The 26408-nt window shown below is 59.5% G+C and carries 28 protein-coding genes, 1 tRNA gene and 1 pseudogene; 18 read left to right on the forward strand and 12 right to left on the reverse strand.

All coding sequences use genetic code 11. From position 1 onward, the window contains the following. Window positions 1-21 precede the first annotated feature (21 nt). Genes AC3WRD_RS26390 through rpoE form a run of 3 tightly spaced genes read right to left on the reverse strand, consistent with a single transcriptional unit; the run spans window position 22 to window position 2193 of the window. On the reverse strand, window positions 22-984 hold the full coding sequence (locus tag AC3WRD_RS26390) for a MucB/RseB C-terminal domain-containing protein (protein ID WP_102622209.1): 963 nt from the start codon (window positions 982-984) through the stop codon (window positions 22-24). Between the two features lie 8 nt (window positions 985-992). Then, on the reverse strand, window positions 993-1580 hold the full coding sequence (locus AC3WRD_RS26395) for a sigma-E factor negative regulatory protein (protein ID WP_096819414.1): 588 nt from the start codon (window positions 1578-1580) through the stop codon (window positions 993-995). Between the two features lie 31 nt (window positions 1581-1611). After that, on the reverse strand, window positions 1612-2193 hold the full coding sequence (gene rpoE / locus AC3WRD_RS26400; protein WP_003172477.1) for an RNA polymerase sigma factor RpoE/AlgU: 582 nt from the start codon (window positions 2191-2193) through the stop codon (window positions 1612-1614). 558 nt (window positions 2194-2751) lie between these two features. Between rpoE and nadB the strand changes: the two genes are divergently transcribed. Beyond that, entirely contained in the window at window positions 2752-4368 is a 1617-nt protein-coding gene (nadB, locus tag AC3WRD_RS26405; protein WP_102622208.1) for an L-aspartate oxidase, read from the forward strand. Here nadB and AC3WRD_RS26410 read toward each other — a convergent pair. Together AC3WRD_RS26410 and AC3WRD_RS26415 are read right to left on the reverse strand one after the other, a co-directional pair. Next, a complete protein-coding gene (locus AC3WRD_RS26410) occupies window positions 4337-4789 on the reverse strand; it encodes a protein YgfX (protein WP_102622207.1) in 453 nt (150 codons plus the stop codon). The genes nadB and AC3WRD_RS26410 overlap by 32 nt on opposite strands. Then, window positions 4773-5027 carry an FAD assembly factor SdhE gene (locus AC3WRD_RS26415; RefSeq protein WP_007957989.1) on the reverse strand — a complete coding sequence of 85 codons (255 nt, stop codon included), beginning with the start codon at window positions 5025-5027 and terminating at the stop codon, window positions 4773-4775. Before AC3WRD_RS26415 ends, AC3WRD_RS26410 begins: the two co-directional genes overlap by 17 nt. A 149-nt stretch (window positions 5028-5176) precedes the next feature. On the opposite strand from AC3WRD_RS26415, the gene ygfZ reads away from it, so the two are divergent. Both ygfZ and AC3WRD_RS26425 read left to right on the forward strand, forming a co-directional pair. Continuing rightward, window positions 5177-6118: a CAF17-like 4Fe-4S cluster assembly/insertion protein YgfZ gene (gene ygfZ / locus AC3WRD_RS26420; protein WP_096819417.1), complete on the forward strand. Its 942-nt coding sequence runs from the start codon at window positions 5177-5179 to the stop codon at window positions 6116-6118. 34 nt (window positions 6119-6152) lie between these two features. Continuing rightward, entirely contained in the window at window positions 6153-6974 is an 822-nt protein-coding gene (locus AC3WRD_RS26425; protein WP_096819418.1) for an HDOD domain-containing protein, read from the forward strand. A gap of 3 nt (window positions 6975-6977) precedes the next feature. Here AC3WRD_RS26425 and AC3WRD_RS26430 read toward each other — a convergent pair whose 3' ends face one another. Both AC3WRD_RS26430 and AC3WRD_RS26435 read right to left on the reverse strand, forming a co-directional pair. Beyond that, entirely contained in the window at window positions 6978-8363 is a 1386-nt protein-coding gene (locus AC3WRD_RS26430; RefSeq protein WP_096819419.1) for a sensor histidine kinase, read from the reverse strand. Further along, a complete protein-coding gene (locus tag AC3WRD_RS26435) occupies window positions 8356-9027 on the reverse strand; it encodes a response regulator (protein ID WP_102622206.1) in 672 nt (223 codons plus the stop codon). The genes AC3WRD_RS26430 and AC3WRD_RS26435 overlap by 8 nt, the downstream gene beginning before the upstream one ends. Before the next feature lie 237 nt (window positions 9028-9264). Between AC3WRD_RS26435 and AC3WRD_RS26440 the strand changes: the two genes are divergently transcribed. From AC3WRD_RS26440 to AC3WRD_RS26460, 5 genes are read left to right on the forward strand one after another with little or no spacing between them, the layout of a single operon-like run. Continuing rightward, window positions 9265-10557, forward strand: coding sequence for an OprD family porin (locus tag AC3WRD_RS26440; protein ID WP_102622205.1), 1293 nt, complete (start codon window positions 9265-9267; stop codon window positions 10555-10557). A 39-nt stretch (window positions 10558-10596) separates the two neighbouring features. Beyond that, window positions 10597-11574 carry a Bug family tripartite tricarboxylate transporter substrate binding protein gene (locus tag AC3WRD_RS26445; protein WP_096819422.1) on the forward strand — a complete coding sequence of 326 codons (978 nt, stop codon included), beginning with the start codon at window positions 10597-10599 and terminating at the stop codon, window positions 11572-11574. 58 nt (window positions 11575-11632) lie between these two features. Beyond that, complete coding sequence (locus tag AC3WRD_RS26450) at window positions 11633-12091, forward strand: tripartite tricarboxylate transporter TctB family protein (protein ID WP_102622223.1); 459 nt, start codon at window positions 11633-11635, stop codon at window positions 12089-12091. A 1-nt stretch (window position 12092) separates the two neighbouring features. Then, window positions 12093-13607 (forward strand): tripartite tricarboxylate transporter permease, encoded by a 1515-nt coding sequence (locus AC3WRD_RS26455; RefSeq protein WP_102622204.1) that lies wholly within the window; start codon window positions 12093-12095, stop codon window positions 13605-13607. Further along, window positions 13600-14634 (forward strand): AbrB family transcriptional regulator, encoded by a 1035-nt coding sequence (locus tag AC3WRD_RS26460; RefSeq protein WP_102622203.1) that lies wholly within the window; start codon window positions 13600-13602, stop codon window positions 14632-14634. Before AC3WRD_RS26455 ends, AC3WRD_RS26460 begins: the two co-directional genes overlap by 8 nt. Before the next feature lie 136 nt (window positions 14635-14770). Here the strand turns inward: AC3WRD_RS26460 and ung are convergent, their stop codons facing one another. Then, complete coding sequence (gene ung, locus AC3WRD_RS26465) at window positions 14771-15466, reverse strand: uracil-DNA glycosylase (RefSeq protein ID WP_085605867.1); 696 nt, start codon at window positions 15464-15466, stop codon at window positions 14771-14773. Window positions 15467-15598: 132 nt separating this feature from the next. Between ung and dspII the strand changes: the two genes are divergently transcribed. Next, a complete protein-coding gene (gene dspII, locus AC3WRD_RS26470) occupies window positions 15599-16711 on the forward strand; it encodes an enoyl-CoA hydratase/isomerase DspII (protein ID WP_102622202.1) in 1113 nt (370 codons plus the stop codon). Between the two features lie 51 nt (window positions 16712-16762). Here the strand turns inward: dspII and AC3WRD_RS26475 are convergent, their stop codons facing one another. Continuing rightward, the gene (locus AC3WRD_RS26475) at window positions 16763-17164 is read right to left on the reverse strand and encodes a hypothetical protein (RefSeq protein WP_096819427.1); all 402 of its coding nucleotides are present in this window, start codon (window positions 17162-17164) and stop codon (window positions 16763-16765) included. A gap of 177 nt (window positions 17165-17341) precedes the next feature. Further along, entirely contained in the window at window positions 17342-17605 is a 264-nt protein-coding gene (locus AC3WRD_RS26480; protein ID WP_096819428.1) for a hypothetical protein, read from the reverse strand. 207 nt (window positions 17606-17812) lie between these two features. On the opposite strand from AC3WRD_RS26480, the gene AC3WRD_RS26485 reads away from it, so the two are divergent. From AC3WRD_RS26485 to AC3WRD_RS26510, 6 genes are all read left to right on the forward strand, one after another. Further along, the gene (locus AC3WRD_RS26485) at window positions 17813-19300 is read left to right on the forward strand and encodes a sensor domain-containing diguanylate cyclase (protein ID WP_102622201.1); all 1488 of its coding nucleotides are present in this window, start codon (window positions 17813-17815) and stop codon (window positions 19298-19300) included. Window positions 19301-19304: 4 nt separating this feature from the next. Next, on the forward strand, window positions 19305-19523 hold the full coding sequence (locus tag AC3WRD_RS26490) for a cysteine-rich CWC family protein (RefSeq protein WP_102622222.1): 219 nt from the start codon (window positions 19305-19307) through the stop codon (window positions 19521-19523). Between the two features lie 33 nt (window positions 19524-19556). Beyond that, complete coding sequence (locus AC3WRD_RS26495) at window positions 19557-20249, forward strand: pseudouridine synthase (protein WP_096819430.1); 693 nt, start codon at window positions 19557-19559, stop codon at window positions 20247-20249. A 316-nt stretch (window positions 20250-20565) separates the two neighbouring features. Continuing rightward, window positions 20566-21450 (forward strand): alpha/beta fold hydrolase, encoded by an 885-nt coding sequence (locus AC3WRD_RS26500; protein ID WP_102622200.1) that lies wholly within the window; start codon window positions 20566-20568, stop codon window positions 21448-21450. A 169-nt stretch (window positions 21451-21619) separates the two neighbouring features. Continuing rightward, a tRNA-Gly gene (locus AC3WRD_RS26505) sits at window positions 21620-21693 on the forward strand. A gap of 290 nt (window positions 21694-21983) precedes the next feature. Next, window positions 21984-22394 (forward strand): PaaI family thioesterase, encoded by a 411-nt coding sequence (locus AC3WRD_RS26510; protein ID WP_102622199.1) that lies wholly within the window; start codon window positions 21984-21986, stop codon window positions 22392-22394. 992 nt (window positions 22395-23386) lie between these two features. Here AC3WRD_RS26510 and AC3WRD_RS26515 read toward each other — a convergent pair. Further along, a pseudogene (locus AC3WRD_RS26515) lies at window positions 23387-24183 on the reverse strand (hypothetical protein); the annotation flags it as partial. Between the two features lie 206 nt (window positions 24184-24389). Between AC3WRD_RS26515 and AC3WRD_RS26520 the strand changes: the two are divergent. The 3 genes from AC3WRD_RS26520 (at window position 24390) to AC3WRD_RS26530 (ending at window position 25648) form a co-directional block, all read left to right on the forward strand. Continuing rightward, window positions 24390-24794: a type II toxin-antitoxin system HicB family antitoxin gene (locus AC3WRD_RS26520; RefSeq protein WP_102622198.1), complete on the forward strand. Its 405-nt coding sequence runs from the start codon at window positions 24390-24392 to the stop codon at window positions 24792-24794. A gap of 44 nt (window positions 24795-24838) precedes the next feature. Beyond that, window positions 24839-25033, forward strand: coding sequence for a hypothetical protein (locus AC3WRD_RS26525; protein WP_050761152.1), 195 nt, complete (start codon window positions 24839-24841; stop codon window positions 25031-25033). A gap of 216 nt (window positions 25034-25249) precedes the next feature. Further along, on the forward strand, window positions 25250-25648 hold the full coding sequence (locus AC3WRD_RS26530) for a hypothetical protein (protein WP_256580654.1): 399 nt from the start codon (window positions 25250-25252) through the stop codon (window positions 25646-25648). Window positions 25649-25726: 78 nt separating this feature from the next. Here the strand turns inward: AC3WRD_RS26530 and AC3WRD_RS26535 are convergent, their stop codons facing one another. Beyond that, on the reverse strand, window positions 25727-26095 hold the full coding sequence (locus AC3WRD_RS26535; RefSeq protein WP_102622196.1) for a DUF6124 family protein: 369 nt from the start codon (window positions 26093-26095) through the stop codon (window positions 25727-25729). Window positions 26096-26408: the final 313 nt, after the last annotated feature.

Below are 26408 nucleotides of genomic sequence, written 5' to 3' on the forward strand. Positions count from 1 at the left end.
GTGGAAACAGCTGGAATCAGCTCACTGCTTGCTGGTTGCAGCGCCATCATTGCGTATCGACAAGGCAATCCGCTCAGCGGTGCCGATTGGAATCTCGCCGACAACCGTCACCATCACTTCACCTTGAGGCGTGGTCAAGCGACGGGATACGGCAACGGTAGGGCCCAACTGAGTCCGGGTATCGGTGACGGTTGCACCGTTCAGCGGCTCGAGGAATACAGAGAATCGCGCCAGACCATCGTCATACAGTAGGCTGTTGACCTGCGTCTTGGTCTCGGGATCCTTGTGCGAAGAACTGCTGGTGAGTTCAAAGCCAGGAGGCAGCCAGTCAGAGCGCCAGACCTGAGCGGTCTTGACGGCAGAAGCCTTGTCGCCTTCAAGGTTCACAGGCTTGCAATCGGAATCGGCTTGAAGATCCTTATCGGACGGAACTTCAGAAGTCTCCAGTCGAGTGAACTGGAACCTTTCAAGCAATTGCCCGTTGTCGTTGAGCAGCAACGACTTGAGCGGCAAGCCCGTTTCCTTGTCCAGATGCAGCTCGAATCCATAGCGATGCTGATCGCGTGGCGTCAGCGACACGATCACCGCCTCACGCCCGGCCACACGCGACTTGCCGATGACGGCAAGGTCATACCAATTCTTCAGCTTTTGAGGATCAAGAGGACGAGCGGCAGAGCTGGGAGAGTCCCCCAGTCCCGCAATCAGGGTGCCGCTGACGCATTGAGTATGCCCATCAACGCGCACGACTTCCTGAGCCGAGCCGTCGAGCTGAAGCAAACGCTCGCGGACCTGACCATTCTGGACACGATGCCAGATGTTATGGGTAGAGAAACTACCGTTACGCTCGTAAACGAATGTGCCGTGAAAGCTTTGCTGCTGCTCGGCCTGGCCCAGACGGGTCAGCCAATCCTGGGCCTCATCGGCGTGGGCTGGAACGATGAACCAGCCACTGAGCAGAAGCGAAAGTAGAGGTATGGCGCGCATGATCCTCCTTAACGGTTTTCCAGACTTGCTGCACGCGCGTAAGGCAATGCGCTTTCAGTACCTTTCAGCGCAGCTTGTTGAGCGTGTTGGCGCAGGTAACCTGGTAGACGCTGATCGTGCCAGCCTGGCTGGCCTTGCAGCACACCATTGGCCATAGGGCCGGTGGCTTCCGAACTCTCATTGTAGCCTGCCAATACAGCCGGGCCTTTGACTTGAGGAACGGCCAATGCAGGCTGATTGGATTGCTGCGCCAGTTCAACACCGGCAATTTCGTCGTGGTTATACAGACGAACACCCGCCAGAACGGCAACGGTCACCGAGGCTGCAACGGCCAGACGACCCAGGCTGCGCCATGGACCGCGGGACACTTTGGCTGGAGTGGCTTCGTCTTCCAGCGCAGCAGACACTGCCGCAGCGAGATCCAGGCGTGGAAGCAGCAGATCCTTGTGCATGGCTGCCCGAGCGATCTGATAACGAGCCCAGGTTTCACGGGTTTCAACATCGTCCAGTGCATTGAGCACCCGACGCAATTCCAGTTCGTCCGCTTCGTTATCCATCACTGCGGACAGCGATTCCTGCAGGGCTTCACGACTCATGGCGTTCCTCTCTTGGCTGTCGCCGCTGTCTTTAGTTTTCCTGCAACAACGGCTGCAGGGCTTTATCGATGGCCTCCCGGGCGCGGAAAATCCGGGAGCGCACGGTACCAACCGGACATTGCATGACGCTCGCGATGTCCTCGTAACTCAGACCGTCGAATTCGCGCAAAGTTAAAGCCGTGCGCAAATCCTCTGGCAGTTGCTGAATGGTTCGATGGACGGTGCCTTCGATCTCATCCCGCAGCAATGCGCGTTCGGGAGATTCGAGATCCTTCAGGCCGTGATCGCCGTCATAGAACTCTGCATCTTCGGAACTGACATCGCTATCCGGCGGCCGGCGGCCGCGTGAAACCAGATAGTTTTTCGCCGTGTTGATGGCGATGCGGTAAAGCCACGTATAAAACGCACTGTCTCCGCGGAAATTTCCTAGTGCCCGGTAAGCCTTGATAAAGGCTTCTTGAGCAACATCCTGGGCTTCATGGGTGTCGTGCACGAAACGCACGATCAACCCGAGAATTTTGTGTTGATACTTCAACACGAGCAGATCGAAAGCTCGCTTGTCACCGCGCTGAACGCGCTCGACCAGCTGCTGATCCTCTTCCTGGGTTAGCATGAACACTCCTCGATAAACTCGGAGGAAGCTTGCATGACTAAACGACCGGACTTGCAAACATAGACTCGGGCTTTTCGCAAAAGTTCTCCCCCTCCAAGCAAGTTTCCTGCGGGCTCTGATTTGGCACGCACGAAAAACGCAGCGCGGGATAAACCGGCTGCGCGAATAATCTTTTAATCGGCTCGCCGGCTAGAACCCAACCGCAGGTTCCGCATTGAAGCCGACACTGTCCCTTGTTTCGGGCAACTGTCTATTGATCTTGGCCCTCTGGCAAAAGTTCCAAATATTTATAGACGCGCCACGCCGACATTGGGCAACCGTGAGCGGAAAAAGCGTGTTTCATCTGCGATACAGTCGCTTTTTCCCAAAACCGGCGAAAAAAACATCCGACAAAGCGTCCGTATTTTTCCGTCACGGTAGTTTCACAATGCCATATCGGCCCGGCTATTGTGCCGCCCCACCCCTCTATATACTAGTGGGCTGTGTGGCTGTCTCGACTCGCCCATCCGCCTGTCTTGCGCCAACCCCGACCCGGGTCGCTTTGAGCGGAATCCTGAAATGAGCCAACAGTTTCAACACGATGTTCTGGTGATTGGCAGCGGCGCTGCCGGTTTGAGTCTCGCGCTGACCCTGCCCGGTCACTTGCGCATCGCCGTATTGAGCAAGGGCGATCTCGCCAACGGTTCGACTTATTGGGCCCAGGGTGGCGTCGCGGCCGTGCTGGATGACACCGACACTGTCGAATCCCACGTCGACGACACGCTCAATGCCGGTGGCGGCCTGTGCCATGAAGACGCGGTACGTTTCACTGTCGAGCACAGCAAAGAGGCGATCCAGTGGCTGATTGACCAGGGCGTGCCGTTCACCCGAGATGAGCAGTCCGGCACAGAAGATGGCGGCTTCGAGTTCCATCTCACCCGCGAAGGCGGCCACAGCCACCGCCGCATCATTCACGCCGCCGATGCCACCGGTGCTGCGATCTTCACAACCTTGCTGACCCAAGCCAAACAACGCCCGAACATCGAGCTGCTGGAACAGCGCGTCGCCGTCGATCTGATCACCGAACGACGCCTGGGACTGGACGGCGACCGCTGCCTCGGCGCCTACGTGCTCAACCGCAAGACCGGCGAAGTCGACACCTACGGCGCCCGGTTCGTGATACTGGCTTCTGGCGGCGCCGCCAAGGTCTACCTCTATACCAGCAACCCTGACGGCGCCTGCGGTGATGGCATCGCCATGGCCTGGCGTTCTGGCTGCCGGGTGGCGAACCTGGAGTTCAATCAGTTCCACCCCACTTGCCTGTATCACCCGCAGGCCAAGAGTTTCCTGATCACCGAAGCCCTGCGCGGCGAAGGCGCGCATTTGAAACTGCCGAACGGCGAGCGCTTCATGCAGCGTTTCGACCCGCGCGCCGAACTGGCGCCACGGGACATCGTCGCTCGGGCCATCGACCATGAGATGAAGCGCCTGGGTGTCGATTGCGTGTATCTCGACATCAGCCACAAACCCGAAGCGTTCATCAAGACGCACTTCCCGACGGTTTACGAGCGTTGCCTCGGATTCGGCATCGACATCACCAAGCAACCGATCCCGGTTGTTCCGGCGGCGCACTATACCTGCGGCGGCGTGATGGTCGACCAACAGGGCCGCACCGACGTGCCCGGGCTGTACGCCATCGGCGAAACCAGCTTCACCGGCCTGCACGGCGCCAACCGCATGGCCAGCAACTCGCTGCTGGAATGCTTCGTCTATGCCCGTTCCGCAGCCGCGGACATTCTCGAGCAGTTGTCCGATATCGGCATCCCCCGCGCCCTGCCCGCCTGGGACGCAAGTCAGGTGACCGACTCCGACGAAGACGTGATCATCGCGCACAACTGGGACGAGCTGCGGCGCTTCATGTGGGACTACGTCGGCATCGTGCGCACCAACAAACGCCTGCAACGCGCACAACATCGCGTGCGTCTGTTGCTGGACGAAATCGACGAGTTCTACAGCAACTATAAAGTCAGTCGCGACCTGATCGAGCTGCGCAACCTGGCGCAAGTGGCGGAATTGATGATCCGCTCAGCCATGGAGCGCAAAGAGAGCCGAGGCCTGCATTACACCCTCGACTACCCGGATCTGCTGCCCGAAGCCCTCGACACTATTCTGGTGCCGCCCACCTACGCCGGCTGAACTTGAGGCGTACTCGCAGGCGTCGATGCAAATCCGCCGCCTGCGAGTCCCGGGGCACGCAGATCGACCTGACCCGCCACTCCCCACGCAATCGAAAGCGCAAAACCACGATCAATGGCAGCGCCAGGCTGTCCGGGCGCAACTGCACCGGGTGCCAGCCATCGGCCTGATTCCACAGCTGCCAGCCATCGGCGTCACGACGCAATCCGCAGAAAGCCTTGGGATGACTCAACAGAATCTGGCGGGGCAACACCCATGCGGCATGGCTCAGACAGGCTACCGCCCCAAGCAGACTGACCCAGAAAGGCAGGACAAGCAGAAACAGAGCGCACAGGGCGAACGCCTGGGCCAGGAGATACGCCGCCAGCAATTGCCGTGAGGCCTGCCAGCGGCATTCGAACGTGTTACTTGGGCTGGACACGATCCAGAATCATGCGAACCATGCGTTGCAGCTCGGGGTCTTCAGACTCGCTGCGCTCCATGAACCAGCCGAACATGTCCTGATCCTCGCACTCGAGCAGGCGGACATACAGCGCGCGATCCACCTCGTTCAGATTCGCGTAGACCTCTTTCACGAACGGCACCAGCAGCACGTCAAGTTCAAGCATGCCGCGACGGCTGTGCCAAAAGAGGCGATTCAGTTCAACTTGTTCGACCATGGAGCCCTCCTCAAATAGGCGGCAAGTATACAGCCCCGACACGGGGCGAACAGTCGGCTTTGGTCGGGCACCACCGATCCTTTATGAACTACCCATTTCAACACCACCCCCTTATGATGTGCCCCAGTCTATTTACCCTGCGATGACCCATGGCCGATTCTGCTTTTTTCTGCACCCTGTCTCATGAAGGCGTTCTCGCGGTTCGCGGCGCGGATGCCGGCAAATTCCTGCAAGGCCAGCTGACCTGCAACATCAATTACTTGAATGATACCCAGGCCAGCCTCGGTGCCCGCTGCACGCAGAAAGGCCGGATGCAGTCGAGTTTCCGCATCGTGCTTGAAGGCGACGGCGTGCTGCTGGCCATGGCCGGCGAGCTGCTGGAGCCGCAACTGGCGGATCTGAAAAAGTACGCGGTGTTCTCCAAATCGAAACTGACCGACGAAAGCGCCTCCTGGGTGCGCTTCGGCCTCGATCATGGCGATGCTGCCCTGAGCAGCCTGGGTCTGGAACTGCCGGCAGAAACCGACAGCGTGGCCCGCCACGAAGGCCTGATCGCCATTCGCGTCTCCCCGAACCGTGCCGAACTCTGGGTGCCGGCCGATCAGTCCGACAGCATCAAAGGCAAGCTGTCCGCACAACTGAGCGAAGCCGAACTCAATCAATGGCTGCTGGGCCAGATCCGCGCCGGTATCGGTCAAGTCATGCCGAGCACCCGTGAGCTGTTCATCCCGCAGATGCTCAACCTGCAAGCCGTCGGCGGCGTGAGTTTCAAGAAAGGCTGCTACACCGGCCAGGAAATCGTTGCGCGCATGCAATACCTGGGCAAGCTCAAGCGTCGCCTGTACCGCGTGCAACTGGACGCCAGCGAATTGCCGGAGCCGGGCACCCCGCTGTTCGCCCCGAGCCACGGCAGCTCCATCGGCGAAGTGGTGCTGGCCGCCCGCGCCGAGAAAAATATTGAACTGCTGGCGGTGTTGCAGGCCGAAGCTGCCGAAGCGGGCGATTTGCATCTGGGCACGGCCGAAGGTCCGACGCTGCACTTGCTCGACCTGCCTTACGAACTGGATCGCGACCGCGAAATCCAGCGTTGATCGCAGTATTTGTGCAACACCCTAGAGAAACGACATGAGTGAGCTGGCGGATAAGGTCCAACAGGATTTGGTTGAGGCCATCGATAACGATGACCTGGTTCTGCCAACGTTACCGGAAGTGGCCCTGCAGATTCGCAAGGCCGCTGAAGACCCGGATATCAGCGTCAGCGACCTGAGCAAAGTGATCGGCCGTGACACGGCGCTGTCGGCGCGCCTGATCAAAGTGGTCAACAGCCCGTTGCTGCGCGCGACCCAGGAAGTCACCGACCTGCACACCGCGATCACCCGGCTGGGCGTCAACTACAGCAGCAACCTGGCGATCGGTCTGGTGATGGAGCAGATCTTCCACGCCCGCTCCGACGTGGTCGAACAGAAGATGCGCGAAGTCTGGCGCAAGAGCCTGGAAATCGCCGGGGTCAGCTACGCACTGTGCCGCCGCTATACCCAGCTCAAGCCTGATCAGGCCGCGCTGGGCGGACTGGTGCACCAGATCGGTGTGCTGCCAATCCTGACCTATGCCGAAGACCACTACGAATTGCTGTCCGACCCGGTCAGCCTCAACCATGTGATCGACCACATTCATCCGCTGCTGGGCGACAAATTGCTGCGGGTCTGGGAATTCCCCGAGCGGCTGGTGGAGTTGCCGGGGCTGTATCAGGATCTGAAACGCGATTCGTCGCAGATCGATTACGTGGATCTGGTGCAAGTGGCCAGCCTGTATTGCCACAAGGACACTGACCACCCCCTCGCCCGCATCGACCCTTTCAGTGTGCCGGCCTTCCGCAAACTGGGGATCGATCCTGACAACAAAGTGCTGTGTGCCGACCTGGAAGAATCGCGGTCGATGTTTTACTGATCCTTAGCCGGCAATAAAGCTCACCCGCACCTTCAACCCCGCCTGCTCGCCATCGTGCAGCGTGATCTGCGCCAGATGCGCGCGGCAGATTTCCCCGACAATCGCCAGCCCCAGCCCGGAACCGGCGACCTGCTGGTTGCGTCGGTAGAAACGCTCGAACACCCGGTCACGCTCATCCTGCGGAATGCCCGGACCGTCGTCTTCAACCTCCAGCACTGCCGGCGACAGCACCCGCAAGATCACGTTACCGCCCGACGGCGTGTGCGCCAGCGCGTTGTCCACCAGATTGCTCAACAGTTCGTTGAGCAATGTCGGCTCGCCGCGCAGCCAGACCGGTTCGTCCGCTTCCAGCGCCAACGCCACGCCGCGAGCATGGGCCAGCGGCGCCATGGCCATGCCCAGCTCCCGGGCCAATTGGCTCAGATCAAGCAACTGCGCGCCGCCTTCGGCAATCGCCCGGGCGCCGTTTTCCACCCGGGCCAGCGACAGTAACTGGTTGGCCAGGTGGGTCAGCCGATCGGTGCTTTGCGCCGAAGATTCCAGCGTGTCGCGCCAGGTCTGCGGCTCGTTTGAGCGCAGGCCCAACTCAAGTCGCGCCTTGAGCGCCGCCAGCGGCGTGCGCAGTTCGTGGGCCGCATCGGCGATGAATTGCGCCTGACGCTCGAACTGCCCGCGCAAGCGCTCGGTGAAGTGATTGAGCGCCCGCACCAACGGCCACAATTCGTGCTGCACCTCCACCAACGGCAAGGGCCGCAGATCGTCGGGCTGACGCTCTTCGACCGCGGTGCGCAAACGCTCGATCGGACGCAACGCCGCGCTGACCGCAAACCACACCAGCAACAATGCGCCAATCGCCAACATGCCCAATCGCAGCAAGGTGTCGGCCGCCAGACTGCGGGCCATGCTGACGCGTGCTTCGTCGGTTTCGGCGACACGGATTTCCGCCATGCCGTTCATGTTCGGCTCGGTCACGGCTTTCAACAGACTGACGACGCGCACGTTCTGGCCCTGATACGTGGCGTTGTAAAAACGCGCGAGCGCCGGGTAGCTGTCGGTTCTCGGTGTTCCCGGCGGTGGGCCCGGCAGGTTTTCGTAACCGGAAATCAGCTTCTGATGGATATCGTTGACCTGGTAATAGATGCGTCCCGCGCTGTCGTAGGCGAAGGTGTCGAGGGCCACGTAAGGCACGTCGGCGCTGAGGCTGCCGTCTCGCTGCGAGAGGCCGGCGGCGATGGTCCGCGCCGACGCCAGCAAGGTGCGGTCATAAGCGGTGTCGGCAGCTTCGCGACCGTTCCAGTAAGCGCTCAAGCCGCTGGCCAGCATCAACACCACCAGCAACAGCGCGAGGTTCCACAACAACCGCCAGCGCAGGCTGCTGGGCTTATGCATCGCGGCTTTCCAGCAAGTAGCCAAGACCGCGGAAGGTCACGATGGCCACCGGTTGGCCGTCGAGTTTCTTGCGCAGGCGATGCACGTAGATTTCGATGGCGTCGGGACTAGCCTCTTCGTCGAGACCGAACACTTGCGACGCCAGTTGTTCCTTGCTCATCACCCGGCCCGGGCGCGCGATCAGCGCTTCAAGCACCGCTTGCTCGCGGGAGGTCAGCGTCAGCAGTTCTTCGCCGAGGGTGAAGCGCCGGGTATCCAGATCGTAAGCCAGTACCCCACAACGCTGCTGCCGTTCGCCGCCGAGCACACTGCGGCGCAGCAGGGCTTTGACCCGCGCCTCAAGCTCGGTCAGCTCGAACGGTTTGGCCAGATAATCGTCGGCACCGAGGTTGAGCCCATGGACCCGATCCTTGACGTCGCTGCGGGCCGTGAGCATCAGCACCGGCAGGTTCTTGCCCCGGGCCCGCAGACGCGCCAGCACTTCAAATCCGTCCATGCGCGGCAGGCCGACATCGAGGATCGCCATCGCGTACTCCTCGCTGCCCAAGGCCAGGTCAGCGGCCACGCCGTCGTGCAACACGTCCACGGTCAGACCGGTGCTCTTGAGCGCCTGGGCGACACTTTCGGCCAGTGGCAAATGGTCTTCGACGAGCAGAACACGCATGGATCTCTACCTCATTCAGGGATGGCCGACGCCATTCTTTGCCGCGGAGTTTACAGCCGCAACCGCCGCTGTGAAGCCCGAAATCCGGGAAAGTCAGCTGAAAGGTTAGCGAAAGGTTAGGCCGTTAGAGTCGGCCCACGGACAGTTCCGACTGCCGTCGCTGATGCCACACAGCGATAAGAAAAACGCCTCGAAGCGTTTTCGACCAATAAGAACAATAAACGGAGTACACCTCGCATGCCGTCCTTGCAGACCAAGGCTCTTACGCCTGTTCGTCCTTCCCGTTTCAGCCACACCGCCCTTGCCAGTGCCGCCGCCCTCGCCGGTTTCGCGCCGATGAGCTACGCCGATTTCATCGAAGACAGTTCCGCCACCTTCGAAACCCGCAACATGTATTTCAACCGCGACTTTCGCGATGGCACCAGTGCCCAGCAGTCCAAGCGCGACGAATGGGCACAGGGTTTCATGCTCAATCTGCAATCGGGCTACACCGACGGCACCGTGGGGTTTGGTGTCGATGCGCTGGGGATGCTGGGGGTCAAGCTCGATTCGAGCCCGGACCGCACCGGCACCGGCCTGCTGCCGACCCACGATGACGGGCGCGCGGCGGACGAATACTCCAAGGTCGGCCTGACCGGCAAAGTGAAGATCTCCGCCACCGAACTGAAGATCGGCAGCCTGATTCCGGAACTGCCGATCCTCAAGCCGAACGACGGGCGCATCCTGCCGCAGACCTTCGAAGGCGGCTTGCTGACCTCCAAGGAGATCAAGAACCTGACCTTCACCGGCGGTCGCCTGGACAAGGCCAAGGACCGCGACAGCACCGATTTCGAGGACATTGCCCTCAACAACAAGAACGGCCGTTTTGCTGGCACCGTTGCCGGCAAGCACTTCGACTTTGGCGGCGTGGACTACAAGTTCACCGACAAGATCACCGGCAGTTACCACTTCGCCCAACTCGACGAAGTCTACAACCAACACTTCTTCGGGCTGGTCGCGTCGCGGCCGATGGGCCCGGGCACTTTCGCCACCGACCTGCGCTTCGCCGTCAGTGACGATCAAGGTGCAGCCCGCGGCGGCGAGATCGACAACCGCTCGCTCAACGGTCTGGTCAGCTATGCGCTGAGCGGCCACAAGTTCACCGCCGGTTATCAGCACATGTCCGGCGACAGCGCGTTCCCGTATGTCGATGGCAGCGACCCGTACCTGGTCAACTTCGTGCAGATCAACGACTTCGCCGGCGCCGAAGAACGCTCCTGGCAGGCGCGCTACGATTTCGACTTCGCCAAACTCGGCATCCCCGGCCTGAGCTTCATGAGCCGCTACTTGAGCGGTGACAACATCAAGCTCAAGAACGGTGACGAAGGCAAAGAGTGGGAGCGCAACACCGAGATCAAATATGTAGTACAAAGCGGCGCCCTGAAGGACGTTGCCGTGCGTTTGCGTAATGCCACTTACCGTTCCAACTACTCCGCTCGCGATGCCGATGAAGTGCGTCTGCTGGTGAGCTATAGCGTTGCCCTTTGGTAATTCAGTACGTCCATAACAACAACTCCCAAGGAGACATAGATGAACTTATCACTGCGTAAAGTTGCTCTAGCCGCTGGCGTCATGCTGTTCGCCGGCCAACTGATGGCCGAACCCAAGCGCCCGGAATGCATCGCCCCGGCCTCCCCCGGCGGCGGTTTCGACCTGACCTGCAAACTGGCGCAAAGCGCGCTGGTCAACGAAAAACTGCTGACCAAACCGATGCGCGTGACCTACATGCCCGGCGGCGTCGGCGCAGTGGCGTACAACGCGGTGGTGGCCCAGCGTCCGGCGGATGCGGGCACGCTGGTGGCGTGGTCCAGCGGTTCACTGCTGAACCTGGCGCAAGGCAAGTTCGGCCGCTTCGATGAAAGCAACGTGCGCTGGCTCGCGGCAGTCGGCACCAGTTACGGTGCCATCGCGGTGAAAAGCGATTCGCCCTACAAGAACCTCGACGATCTGGTACAGGCGCTGAAGAAAGATCCGAGCAAAGTGGTGATCGGTTCCGGCGGCACCGTTGGTAGCCAGGACTGGATGCAGACGGCGTTGATCGCCAAAGCCGCCGGGATCAACCCGCGCGACCTGCGTTACGTCGCCCTCGAAGGTGGCGGCGAGATTGCCACCGCCCTGCTCGGTGGCCACATCCAGGTTGGCAGCACCGACATCTCCGACTCCATGCCGCACATCCAGAGCGGTGACATGCGCCTGCTGGCAGTCTTCGCCGAAAACCGCCTCGACGAGCCGGAAATGAAAGGCATCCCGACCGCCAGGGAACAAGGCTACGACATCGTCTGGCCGGTGGTTCGCGGTTTCTACCTCGGGCCGAAAGTCAGCGACGAAGACTACGCCTGGTGGAAGGACGCCTTCGACAAACTGCTGGCCTCCGAGGACTTCGCCAAGCTGCGTGATCAGCGTGAACTCTTCCCGTTCGCCATGACCGGCCCGGAGCTGGACACCTACGTGAAGAAGCAAGTCGCGGACTACAAAGTGCTGGCCAAAGAGTTCGGCCTGATCCAGTGATCGTCTCTGTCTAGCGGTCATGGCCTCGCGCATCGAGGTCATGGCCCAGGAGTTCCTCATGCTGATTCAACGCATTTTTGCCTCGGTGTTGCTGCTGTCCTGTGCCGGCCTGGCACTGATGGCCTGGCCTTATCAGGCTGCGTTTTCCTACGAACCGGTCGGCCCGCGGGCATTTCCTCTGCTGATGCTCGGCCTGATGAGCCTGGCGCTGCTGTACATGGTGTTTCGCCCGGCACCGATCAAACACAGTGAAGACGAGCCACCGCTGGACCGCGAAACCCTGACCAAGATCGGCACCTGCGTGCTGTTGCTGCTGGTGTTCGCCGGTCTGTTCGAGCCGCTGGGTTTCATCCTCAGCAGTTGCCTGATCGGCATCCCGATGGCGCGCCTGTACGGCGGCCGCTGGTTGCCCAGCATCGTGGTGACCACGCTGATGGCCATCGGTCTGTACCTGCTGTTCGACCGTCTGATGGACGTACCGCTGCCCCTCGGCCTGCTCGACGTTCTGGAGAACTGATATGGATACGCTCGGATATTTGGGACAGGGCTTCGGCGTCGCGCTGAGCCCGTACAACCTGGTCACGGCGCTGACCGGCACGCTGATCGGCACCGTGGTCGGGCTGTTGCCGGGCCTGGGCCCGATCAACGGTGTGGCACTGCTGATTCCGATCGCCTTCGCCCTGGGTCTGCCGCCGGAGTCAGCGCTGATCCTGCTGGCGGCGGTGTACCTGGGCTGCGAATACGGCGGCCGGATCAGTTCGATCCTGCTGAACATTCCCGGCGAAGCCTCCACCGTGATGACCACCCTCGACGGCTACCCGATGGCGCGCCAGGGTCTGGCCGGGGTCGCGTTGTCGCTGTCGGCATGGAGCTCGTTCATCGGTGCATTCATCGCCACCTGCGGCATGGTGCTGTTCGCCCCGTTACTGGCGAAATGGGCGATTGCCTTCGGGCCCGCGGAATATTTCGTACTGATGGTGTTCGCAATTGTCTGCCTGGGCGGCATGGCCGGTGACCGACCGCTGAAGACGTTTATTGCGGCGTTGATCGGTCTGTTCCTGTCCAGCGTCGGCATCGACGCCAACAGCGGTGTGTACCGCTTTACCGGCGACAACATTCACCTGACTGACGGCATTCAGTTCGTGGTGCTGGTGCTGGGCCTGTTCTCGATCAGCGAAATCCTTCTGCTGCTGGAGAAAACCCATCGCGGCCAGGAAGCGGTGAAAGCCACCGGGCGGATGATGTTCAACTTCAAGGAAGCGGCGTCGGTGTTCGTGGTGAACATCCGTTGCGGCCTGCTCGGTTTCATCATGGGCGTATTGCCGGGCGCCGGCGCGACGTTGGCCAGTGCCGTGGCCTACATGACCGAGAAGCGCATCGCCGGTGCCGACGGCAAATTCGGTGAAGGTGACAAGCGCGGTCTCGCCGCCCCGGAAACCGCCATCGGCGCATCCGCTTGCGGCGCGCTGGTGCCGATGCTCACCCTCGGCGTACCGGGCTCGGGCACCACGGCGGTGATGATCGGCGCGCTGTCGCTGTACAACATCACCCCGGGCCCGCTGTTGTTCCAGCAACAACCGGACATCGTCTGGGGGCTGATCGCCTCACTGTTCATCGCCAACATCATGCTGGTGATCCTGAACATCCCGATGATCCGCATCTTCACCCGCATCCTCGCCGTGCCGAACTGGGCGCTGGTGCCGGTGATCGCGATCATTACCGGGATTGGCGTGTACGCGGTGCATGCAACCACGTTCGACCTGTTCCTGATGGTCGGCATCGGCATCTTCGGCTACATCCTGCGCAAGCTGGACTTCCCGCTGTCGCCGGTTCTGCTGGGGTTCATCCTCGGTGGTCTGATGGAGCAGAACCTGCGCCGTGCACTGTCGATCTCCAACGGTGCGCTGGAAATCCTCTGGTCGAGCCCGATCACCTTCGGCGTCTGGGTGCTGACCGCGATCATGTTGCTGATGCCGCTGCTGCGTATCTGGCGCAAACGTTCAGTCGCGCGGCGTGCTGTGGCCGATGTTTGATCGGTCCTTCAAAACCTGGTGGGGAACCCCGCTGGTCGGTCTGCTGGGCGGTTACATCGCCAGCCAGATCGGCTGGCCGCTGCCGTGGATGGTCGGCTCGTTGCTGGCGATCATCCTGGTGCGCTGCCTGACCCCGTGGCAACTGACGGAAATCCCTGGCGGCCGCAAGTGCGGCCAGTGGATCGTAGGGATCGGCATCGGCCTGCACTTCACCCCGCTGGTGATGGAGCAGGTGCTGAGTCACTTTGGCCTGATCTTCTTCGGGGCGCTGGTCACCAGCCTGTCGGCGGTGGTCGGCGTGTGGCTGATGCGCCGCACCGGCGAAGACCGCGCCACAGCGTTTTTCTCCAGCATGCCCGGCGGCTCCGGCGAGATGGTCAACCTCGGCGCGCGTAACGGCGCGATGCTCAGCCATGTCGCGGCCGGGCAAAGCTTGCGAGTGCTGGTGGTGGTGCTGTGTGTGCCGGCGGCGTTCAAGTATCTGCTGGGTGACGGCACACCGATTTCACATGCTGGCAGCGTCGATTGGCGCTGGCTGGCGATTCTTTTTCCGGCGGGTGGCTTGCTCGCCTGGCTCTGGCAACGTCTGCGTCAACCCAATCCTTGGCTGTTCGGGCCGTTGCTGGTGAGTGCGACAGTTAGCATCGCCTGGGACTTACACATCAGTCTGCCCAATGGCGGCAGCCAGATTGGCCAGTGGCTGATCGGCAGCGGACTGGGTTGTCACTTCAACCGCCAGTTCTTCCGCCGGGCGCCGTCGTTCATGGGGCGTACGTTGATCGGCACAGCGCTGACCATGCTGATCGCGACGCTGGCGGCGTTGGGACTGAGTGCAATGACGCATCTGGATCTGCGATCGTTGACGCTGGGCATGATGCCCGGCGGGATCGCAGAGATGAGCCTGACGGCGGAAACCCTGCAACTGTCGGTGCCGCTGGTGACGGCGATGCAGGTGATGCGGCTGTTGTTTGTGTTGTTTCTGGCGGAACCCTTGTTCAAATACTGGAACCGTAATCCCGAAGCCTGATCCGGTTACTGATCGTTCCCACGCTCTGCGTGGGAATGCAGCCCGGGACGCTCCGCGTCCCAAAGCGGACGCAGAGCGTCCATAGAGGCGTTCCCACGCGGAGCGTGGGAACGAGATTAGCCGCCACCCCAGAGCATCAGACCACCGACGGCAAACGCCACTCGATCGGCGCTTCGCCGTTCTGCTCGAGGAATTTGTTGGTTCGGCTGAAGTGCCCGCAGCCAAGGAAACCGCGATAGGCCGACAGCGGCGACGGGTGCACCGACGTCAGCACCAGATGCTTGGTGGCATCGATCAGCTTCTGCTTGCTCTGCGCATGCGCGCCCCAAAGCATGAACACCAGATGCGGTTGCTGCTGGCTGACCACTTCGATGATCCGGTCAGTGAAGAACTGCCAGCCCTTGTCCTTGTGCGCATTGGCGTTGGCGCGCTCGACGGTCATGGTGGTGTTGAGCATCAACACGCCCTGATCGGCCCAGCTCTGCAAGTAGCCGTGGTTGGGAATGTCGATGTTCAGGTCGCGTTTCAACTCTTTATAGATGTTGACCAGCGACGGCGGCGCCGGCACGCCCGGTTGCACCGAGAAACACAAGCCGTGAGCCTGGCCCGGGCCGTGGTACGGGTCCTGGCCGAGAATGACCACTTTCACCTTGTCCAGCGGTGTCGAGTTCAGTGCATTGAAAATCATCGGGCCCGGCGGATAGATTTCCTTGCCGGCCGCCCGCTCCTGCTGCAGAAAAGTGCGCAACTCTGCCATGTAGGGCTGGTCGAATTCGGCACGCAGTGCCTCCTTCCAGCTCGGTTCGAGTTTGATACGGTCGTCAGCAGTCATGGTCATATCCGGCAAAAACAATGGGGCGAACCCTAGGAAAACCGACCACGCTTGTCAATTGATCTGACGCAGATCCGGCACTTTCCCACACAGCGATCATACTGATCGTTCAAATTCCCGATCGAGGTCACGATGAATCTGCACTTCGAAGAACTCACCGGCACCGACGGCGCGCGCATCGGCGTGGCCAGTCTGAATGCCGAAAAGTCGCTCAATGCGCTGTCCCTGCCAATGATCCATGCCCTGAGCGACAAACTGAACGCCTGGGCCAAGGATCCGCAAATCGTCTGCGTGCTGCTGCGCGGCAATGGCGCCAAGGCCTTCTGTGCCGGTGGCGAGGTGCGCAGCCTGGTGGAGGCCTGTCGCGCACACCCCGGCGAAGTGCCGCCGCTGGCCGCACAGTTTTTCAACGCTGAATACCGGCTGGACTACAGCCTGCACACCTACCCGAAACCGTTGATCTGCTGGGGTCATGGTTATGTGCTGGGCGGCGGCATGGGTCTGCTGCAAGGCGCGAGCATCCGGATCGTCACGCCGAGCAGTCGTCTGGCGATGCCGGAAATCAGCATCGGCCTGTACCCGGATGTCGGCGCCAGTTGGTTTCTGTCACGCCTGCCGGGCAAGCTCGGTCTGTTCCTTGGTTTGACCGGCGCGCACATGAACGGTCGCGATGCGATCGATCTGGATCTGGCCGACCGCTTCCTGCTCGACGAACAGCAGCAGGAACTGATCGATGGCCTGCTGCAACTGAACTGGCAGGAACAGACCGCCATGCAACTCAACAGCCTGCTCAAGGCGTTGCAGCAGGAAGCGGTGGCGCAGATGCCGGAAGCGCAGTGGTTGCCGCGCCGTCGGCAGATCGATGAACTGCTGGATGTCAGCGACGTGACCTGCGCCTGGAAAGCCATCAGCCTGCAACGGGACAGCAACGATCTGTTGATTGCCCGGGCGGCGAAAACCATGAGCGAAGGCTCGCCGCTGACGGCGCATCTGGTCTGGGAACAGATTGTCCGCGCCCGCCACTTGTCGCTGGCCGAAGTCTTTCAGATGGAATACACCCTGAGCCTCAATTGCTGCCGGCATCCGGAGTTCAGCGAAGGGGTTCGGTCGCGTTTGATCGACAAGGATCACAAACCGCACTGGCATTGGCCGGACATCACACGGGTGCCGGATGCGGTGGTCGAGGCGCACTTTCACAAGGTCTGGGAGGGGCGGCACCCGTTGGCGGATCTCTCCAGTTACTGAAATCCGGGCACAAAAAAAGCGGCGCTCAATGCGCCGCTTTTTTGCGGGTAGTTACCAGCGGTTACCGCGCCAGTGATCGCCGCGTCCGCTATGGCGGTCATAGTCGCCACGACCCCGGTGATCATCCCAACCACCGCGACGGTGGCCATCCCAGCGTCCGCGATCATCGCCATGCCAGCGGCGGCTCTCGTAGTAGCGCGGGGCCGGTTGGTAGTAACGAGGCGCCGAGTAATAACGTGGAGCCGGTTGGTAATAGCGTGGCGCTGGCTGGTAGTAACGCGGGGCCGAATAGTAGGTGCTGCCGCCGCTGTAATAAGTGCCACCGCTGTTGTAGTACGAAGGAGACTGGGAGGTGTAGACCTCTGAGGTGTAGTAGCCATCTCCATAGGAATAAGGGACGCAACCGCCAATCGAAAAAAGCATCACGGCAAGCAGAAGAATTCGGCGATACATGGCGGCCTCCTGGACCGCGGGTAGCCACACCAGCGACGCTGGCAGGCGTCAGTCTTTCATTCGGCGACTGACGAAATATCTGACAGCGTTTTCCGAATCTGGTGCGTTTCAGTAACAACTTGATACAAGTGATTCATGAAATCTTGTTCATCCGCAACGCCGCCATTCAGCCGCTGATTAGTGGTGGCCGCCGTGGTATCCACCGCCGTGATAACCCCGTCCGTAACCGCCGCGATAGCCATAGCCGCCGTAGTAATAGCGGCCGCCACCGTAGTAGCGCGGCCCGTAATATCCACCGTAGTAATAGGGCGAGTAGTAACCGGGGTAGTAGTAAGGCGGGGAGTAAACATCGTAGCCGCCACCATAGTAGTAACAGCCGGACAGCCCAAGACCGAGCACTGCTCCCAGCAGCACCCGACGCAGCCATTTTGAAATACGCATGACGGCCTCCTGAAAGACCTGCGACAGCAGTCGGCACAGACCGGCTGACAAGAGTTTTGACTGGCAAACCGTTACCGAGTGCCAACTTCCAGCGCCCTTCGGATCAGCGGCGCAACAGGCGGCTCATTTCAGACCAATATGCCGCAACCTTTTCCCCGTCACTGCCACTAGAATGCTGCCATCGGGCCACCGTCGACGGAATTGCCAATGCCGCTCAGATCTGCGTTTTACTCCCAACGTTCGCTGGTACTGACGCTGGTCGCCCTCCTCGGCGCAGGCTTCCTCGCCACCTCGCTGCTCAGCTACTACGCCTCGCGGGCGTCGATCCGCGACAACATCGTCAACACCGAACTGCCGCTGACGTCCGACACGGTGTATTCGGAAATCCAGAAAGACCTCGTCAGACCGATCCTGATTTCCTCGATGATGTCCCGTGACACCTTCATGCGCGACTGGGTGGTGAACGGCGAGAAAGACAGCGACCAGATGACCCGCTATCTCGACGAGGTCATGACCCACTACGGCGCCTACACGGCGTTCTTCGTCTCCAACAGCAGCCACACCTACTACCACGCCAAGGGTGTGCTCAAGCAGGTGAAAATCGACGAGCCGCGCGACGCCTGGTACTTCCGGGTGCGCGACATGAAGGATCCGTACGAGATCAACGTCGACCCGGACCTGGCCAACAAAGACAACATGACCTTCTTCATCAACTACAAGGTCTACGACTACAACGATCGCTTCATCGGCGCCGCCGGCGTGGGGCTGACCGTGGATGCGGTCATCAAGCTGATCGACAAGTACCAGCAGCGCTATCAACGCAGCGTTTACTTCGTCGACACCTTCGGCCGGCTGGTACTGACCGGCGCCGAGGGCGGGCCGGAAGGTGCGCGGGTCGGAAAAAGCCTGACGGACCTCGACAGCATGAAAAGCCTGATTGCCCAGTTACCCAAGCCCCACAGCGGCAGCTACGAATATTCCGCCCACGGCCAGGGACATTTCCTAAACGTGCGGTTCATCCCGGAGTTGAACTGGTACCTGTTCGTCGATAAACGCGAAGACGGCGCGCTCAGTGAAATCCGCCAGTCGCTGTACCTCAATCTGCTGATCTGCCTGCTGGTGACGCTGATCGTGCTGGCCCTGGTCAACCGGTTGATCCGGCGCTATCAGGAAAAGATCCAGGCCCAGGCCACCCTCGACAGCCTGACCGAACTGCCCAACCGGCGCGGCTTCGACCTGCTCGCCGTGCAAGCTCTGCACGAAGCTCACCGCGAGCCGAAACCATTGACGGCGTTGCTGCTGGATCTCGATCACTTCAAGGTGTTGAACGACACCTACGGGCACATGGCCGGCGATCAGGTGCTGATCGGTTTTGCCCGGGACCTGCAAAGCTGCCTGCGCCATTCCGACATCGTCTGCCGTTGGGGCGGTGAGGAATTTATCGTTCTGCTGAAGGACACCGACGGCGAGACCGGTCAGAAGATTGCCGAGAAGATCCGCCAACACGTCGAACAGCAGGACTATGCCTACAACGGTCACACCCTGAATCTGACGGTCAGCATCGGCGCCACCACCCTGCAACGGGATGACACCTTGCACAGCCTGCTGTCCCGGGCCGATCATGCGATGTACCGGGCCAAACAGACCGGCCGCAACCGCACCTGCGTGGAAATGCACCAATCGACCTATGCCTGACAACATGAACAAACCTGACCTCTGCCCGGCCTGCGGCGCCCGCAACGACTGCACCCTGGCCGACCCGCGCACCGCCGACCGTGCCTGCTGGTGCTACGGCGTGAGCATCGACCCGGCAGTGCTCGAAGCCCTGCCGCCGGATCTGCGCGACCAATCCTGTCTGTGCCCGCGCTGCGCCCAGGTCGAGGCGCAACTGCAAGCGGCCAGGCCGTCGATCCCGTAAGATGCGCGCCCCGCTACCTGCCGATTCCTGATCATGCGCGTCGACCGTTTCCTCAGTAACCTGCCCCGCTACAACCGCAAGCAGGTTCGCCTGTTGCTGGTGGAAAAGCGCGTGCGCATCGACGGAAAAGTCGTCAGCGACCCTCACAGCGAAGTCCTGGAATTCAGCCGCGTCGAAGTCGACGACGAAGTGCTGCAAAGCGGCAAACCGGCGCGCTATTTCATGTTGTACAAACCGCAGGGCTGCGTCAGCGCCACACGCGATCCCGAGCACCCGACCGTCCTCGACCTGATCCACGAACCGGACAAGGACGACCTGCACATCGCCGGGCGCCTGGACTTCAACACCACCGGCCTGATGCTGATCACCAACGACGGCACCTGGTCCCGGCGCCTGACCCAGCCGCAGACCAAACTGCCGAAGGTCTATTACGTCGAGACCGAACAGGACATCGGCCCGGAATATGCGATCAAGTTCGCCGAGGGGATCTACTTCGCCTTCGAGGACCTGACCACCCAACCGGCGCAGTTGGAGCTGCTCGGCCCGCGAACGGCGCGACTGAGCATCGTCGAGGGACGCTACCACCAGGTGAAGCGCATGTTCGGCCACTTCAACAACAAAGTGCTGCGCCTGCACCGCGAATCCATGGGCCCGCTGCCGCTGGATCACGCGCTAAAACCGGGCGAGTACCGCGCCTTGCGCACCGAAGAGATTCATTTGTTCTAAGCAGCCGACCGCTCAGCAGAAGTTGTCGAACAATTTACCAACGGCACTTGCGCGATCCGGATCCCCCTGCTTGAATCAGGACGTCGGCCAAATTGTGACCGATGAGTCACACATAACTTCTAAGAAACCTTTTGCCGGTAGAGAGCCCTCAGGGCTCCGCCTCAGCCGGCAGATCGCCCGCCAATAACAATACCCGTCGACCTGCCGTAACGGATCGACATGGGCTCCAAAATTCCAGGCGTATGCCTACCTGTCACAAAGCTCGTGCAATCTCTATTTGCGCGCATACCCGCTTGCTTGCCAGGAGTCTTATGACATGAGGCCAGAAATCGCTGTGCTGGATATACAGGGTCAGTATCGGGTTTACACGGAGTTCTATCGCGCAGACGCCGCAGAAAAGACCATCATCCTGGTCAACGGCTCGATGGCCACGACTGCGTCGTTTGCACAAACCGTGAAAAATCTGCACCCGCAATTCAACGTGGTCTGCTACGACCAGCCCTACGCGGGCAAGTCGAAAGCCCACAACCGTCACGAGAAACATCTGACGAAAGAAGTCGAAGGTCTGATCCTGCTGGAGCTGATCGACCACTTCGCGGCCGAACATGTGCTGTCGTTTTCCTGGGGTGGCGCCGCGACCATGGTCGCCCTTGCGCACCAACCCCGGCGCATCGAAAAAGCCGTGATCAGCTCGTTCTCTCCGGTGGTCAACGCGCACATGCTCGATTACCTTGAGCGCGGCGTCGAATGCCTCGGTAAACGCGACGGCGACCGGGTTGGCCATTTGGTCAACAACACCATCGGCAAACACCTGCCGTCGCTGTTCAAGCGCTTCAACTATCGCCATGTCAGCAGCCTCGCCGAGCACGAATACGGGCAGATGCACTTTCACATCAGCAACGTGCTGCACAGTGATCGCCAGTGCTATTTGAACGCGGCGAAGAAAATCAACGTACCGGTGCTGTTCATGAACGGCGAATGGGACGAATACACCGCCGCCGAAGATGCGCGCCTGTTCGGCAACCATGTGGCGCAGAGTACCTTCACCACCCTGCAAGCCACCGGTCACTTCCTCGACATGGAACACAAATCGGCCTGCCGTGACAGCCAGAACGCCCTGCTCGGTTTCCTGAAACCGACGCAACAGGCCAGCCGAACGCGTTACCCGTTAGTCCAGGATCACCATGCATTGGCCATTTGAAACAGTGTCGTCGCGAGCAAGCCTGCGAGGCTGAGATTCAGCCGTCCTCCAGCCCGTAGCGCTTGCCCGCGATTGACCGATCTGGCTCTGATTCAGGCTTTTCCGCTCGCCACACGCAAAGAAAACTTCAAATCCGTGGCCGAGTCTGGTACAAAGTCAGCCGCTCTGAGCGGGTGTCGTATAATGGCATTACTCCAGCTTCCCAAGCTGATAACGAGGGTTCGATTCCCTTCACCCGCTCCAATCGAATTTATGTCCTGCGTCGTGGTTTGACGGGGGATACGGAAACAGAAAAAACCGGCCTTGATGGCCGGTTTTTTTGTGTCTGGGGTTTGAATTTTCATTGGCAAATCCAAAGATCGTTACCGTCGAAACAACCCTGCCCCCTACTGCTCCATCGTGAGCAGCTTATCGCTGCAAATTCCGCATACGTATGATCCTTCTCCGACGGCGAAGTCAGGATTAAACCCTCATAAGCAACGCTCCGTATTCAGGCCAAAGAAGCTGGTAACCAATCGGCACAGGGATCGACCATGAACGACACAGCTATTCCCGAGGGCTTCACTCCGCTGACCCGCAGCAGTCCGCTGCTCGACTTGCTTGGCCCGATCTATAGCAGAGGCAGTGGCTTGCAACTTGAAATTGGTCTGCGGACAGACTCACGACATGCCAATGGACGGGGCACGTTGCATGGCGGTGTATTGGCGACTTTGGCGGATGTCGGCATGGGTTACGCCATGGCATTCTCCAGCGACCCTCCCCTGCCGTTGATCACGGCGAGTATGACCCTGGACTATCTCAGCGCGGTGCAGATCAATGAGTGGCTCGAGGTTCGCGTTGAGCACTCCAAGAAAGGACGGCAACTTGCGTTTGCCACTGTCGGGATGCATGTCGGTGATCGAATGGTTGCCCGTGCCAGCGCAGTGTTCGCTGTGCCGCAGTAGCCCCCCCCCCCTGAGTCCAACCGGTCTTGGATCGGTTTTTGAATATTTTTAGGGTCAGTCCCCTTTAAATCCAATGCCATGAATTAGGCCGAACAGCTAACGTTGCTCGCATAGAGGAAATGCCGCTCGATCCAGATCCATTGCCGCCTTTGTTTGATGCTACGCTGGCAGGGATGACTGTGACGGGTTTTGTGTTGAGCGGCATCGAGTGCCTACGCGCAGTCTTGGTGGTGCAGGCATGGATAGAAAGATGCAGGGGCCAATGGCCCCTGCTAGTGGCGCGTTAAATTTCCCGAGCGAGAACGAGCAGGCGGACAGTCCAATAAACAGCTTGGAGCGCTCGAATCATTTCTTCAGGTAGATAACGATTTATAAGTATCTTCATATAAAGATGCTCAGAGAGTTGGCGGGAACCGCTACCTGCAAAGGTGCGGCGTGTCCTACCCGCTTTGCAACTCAACCCGCCGACACAGAAACTTATCCACGTAACTCGTTAAATAATGATTATTTCCAAATTAGGAAAAAGCCATAACTAACGCCATTTGACAAGTATTCTTGCTTGACTGGTCTGTCACAGAGCCATACTCTTTGAAATTCCGGTATCAAAGAAGCAAAGCCTCGGGTAGTTGGGAAGGATGCTAACACAGCTTTTCTGACGTGGAACAGCCAATGCGGCACATCCGAGGAACACAACAAAGCCCGGCCCCGCCCGGGCTTTGTTGTGTCTGGCGCCCGGGCGAGAGCGCCGATTTGACACCGCTGCCTGAAACACAAGGGTTTCGTTGAGGCGCTGATCAAATTTGTTAACCGATATCGGTTAAGTTTCGTCAACACAAGTAAACACTATGTCACGAAAACTTTCCGACAGACGGTCAGCAGCAACTAATTGTATCAAACAGGGCGCCCTACCCATCTTCCACATTTAACTGTGGAACTATGTAAGAATACCGCATAACCATTTATGCCCGCACACTCTCAATAGTAAAACACGCCTACTGCGTAACGCGCTTTAATACCCCGGCGTGGGATGCAGCCAATGCACTGTTCGTGGAAAAAGCAGCCGCGTTGGAAGGTGCCGGACTCGGCCCGTGAACGTGTGCAGCAATCTGAGCATTCATCTGTTCCAGCAGGTCGAGCACATCGCAGACAACCTGGAACAAGTTCACGCTTTCCGAGCCAATCCAATTCTTCGGCGCTTCCAGGCGTTGTCCCTGGCTGGCCACACTTTGACGAACACCCTCAATCCGCTCCTGCATATCACCGCCCACCGTGGTGTTGTGCTTCTGCCCCACTACCAAGTTCAGATCCCGACCGGTCGCCTGGTGCAGATCATCTACCGCCGCCAGGCTCGTGGATCCGCCCGACAGCAACTTGAGCCCGCCCAGCGCCTCGATCTTTTTCACACCGCCCACCGTCTCTGTCGAATGGTCATCAACCGCCCGCGTGTGGCTCTGGAACTGCTCGCGGTTCTCTAGGGCTTCAACCTAGCGCTCGATCGCCTGATCCCGGATCTTGCCATCAGTATGGCGCAGCCAGTTGCCGTCGGCATCGACACGTTGCTATGCAGCGCCGCTGTGCTGCCACACTTGGTCACTTTTTAGGACCTTGGGCATGCTCAGACCGTGCGGCAAGATCGATTGAATGCAGGGTTTGTTCGGCAAGCCGTAAGCGAAGCACACCACCATCCGCGTGCCTCCTCTGGAAAGGCGTAAATCCCCGTTTCCTCGCCACAGGTGGGCAGTGGTAGGGGAACGGCGATCAGCGGCGGGATGGCCGGATCCGGCCCGCCCCCTCACCGCTTAAGATTTTCAACCGTCTAAAAAGTGCTTTTGCAGGTTTTCATCAAATACAGAGCCTGATTTGTTCCGCTGAACAATTCAGAAACAAAGCGTTGATTGCAGATCCCCTTCTCCGCCTTAGGCTCCCACCCGAGACCTAAATCCGTCCTATGAGGCGGAGTCCAATCTGTAGAACCATATTCAGGGGCGAATCCAGATGCTTTATCCAATCGCAATATCTCCCAGCGAAGGCGACTCAACATGGGGTGTTGAAGTACCAGACTTCCCCGGTTGTTTCTCCGCCGGAAACGATCAGGACCATGCGTTGAAAATGGCCAAAGAGGCGATAGAAACTCACATCGCGATTCTCGCTGAGAGCGGTGCCGTGATACCTGCCGCCAGCAAGGTCAGTAACCATGTTTCCGATCCGAGGTTTGAAAACTGCGTATGGGCGTTGGTGGATGTGGACATCAGTCAGTGCCTGGGGAATACGCAAAAGGTCAACATCACACTCCCAGGCTATTTGTTGAGCCGCATTGACCTTCACGTCAGCCAGCATCCGGAGGAAAAGAGTCGTTCCGCGTTTTTGGCTTCGGCTGCGTTGCGTATGTTGAGTTCGTGAATAATCTCGACCCTGATGGATCTGATCTGCACGGAGAATCTGCAATGAACAGCGAAACCATCCGTAACCGAAAAGACCTGAACATTGCATTTGCTCGGATGGAAAAGCTATGGGGGGCTGAACCCGGATCGTCCGATGGAAATGAACTGGAAAACCTCGCAGTGCTTATCGAGCAATATGAGAAGGAGCACTACCCGATGCCCACTGAAAAGAACGACATCCGAACGAACGACCAGTAATCCTGTAGGAATCGCCGCACACAAACATGGCGTGATGCTCGCCATGTTTTCAGACGTTTCCCAGCGACCAGTTCTTGAGATTCCGCTAGCATTCGCACGCCCAAGAGGACGCTTGGGGTTAACGGACGTACTCAACAAGGACGACTCATGCTTTCTTCCGCACGCTTGGGTGATAAACACGTTTGCCCGTTGCCAGGACATGGGGAGATGTAGTCCGTGTCCACGAATGCAAGTACGCGACGCCCGCTCTATATCGTCATGCGGATACTTATTTTGGTGGTGTTGACGTATCTGGTTTGGTACGTCGCAGTGCCACGCGTCGAGATTGATTTCTCGAGAAAAGGCACAGGTGATTTGAGGTTTGTGCTGAATACGCAAAATGAGATCTTTCGCGAAAACCTTGCCCCCGGAGAGTCTACGGGCGGACCAGGGCATCTGTTTCCCGATGATGACTTTTTTATGGAGTTTGATTGGCGTAATGCCGGGCAAAACCATTGCATCAGGATCACCCCGAAATGGCCCACGACTAAAATTCATATCGGGAGCAATGGCGAGGTTGACCGTAGCGCTGGCAGTGGCACTGATGTCGATCAGCTGGAGCCCTGCGCACCTTGAAGGAGAAAACCTTCGTAAAGTAAAACCGGCTCAATGAGCCGGTTTTTTTATGCCTTCTGAAACATTGCATCAACGCAGTTAACTCTTCACCTCAACATGATCCAGCGCCTGATTCACCGCCAATTCCCCCAGCATCACCAACTGCGCAATGCCTATCGCGGTTCTGCGGTGGGTGGGGTCGAGGGTGGCGGCGAAGTTGTTGAGCATCTCGGAGGCCGAGCCCAGTGATTCACTGGCATTGGCCAGCAGGGATTCGGTGTCGTAGGCCGGGTTGGCGAAGTACATCGGGTCGGGCTGGTTGGTCGTGCCTATGACATGGGCGCCTGGGCAGAGGTAATGGTCGAGGGCGCGGTTGGCGGCGTCGTTGAGTTTTCTGGAGTCGACTGAGGTGTAGGGGGACGTTGGGTCGGTTTCGACTTCGGGGGGATTCGGTGTTGGCTTGAACATGATTTCATCTCTCCAAAAACAGGTTGGAGCTGACCCATTCGGTTCCACGCGAAAGGAGGCAGCTGTACGCAGGTTGGAACCCGGGGAGAGACAACCCGGCAGACCCGAAGGTCTCCCGCGCACAGCCGCCATAACAGAGTGCACACATTCAAGGTGCGCAGCATACGTCATGAATAACGATTATGCGTTTCAACTCTCCTCGGGGTTCCAATCCCGATCGCCGATTCATCAGCGACCCACACAGGCTAGAGTCCGCACTTCCGACGGACAACCTGAAAACCGTGTGGGAAGGTTCAGTAAACGGAACCCACTC

It is taken from the genome of Pseudomonas sp. FW215-R2, assembly GCF_058789255.1.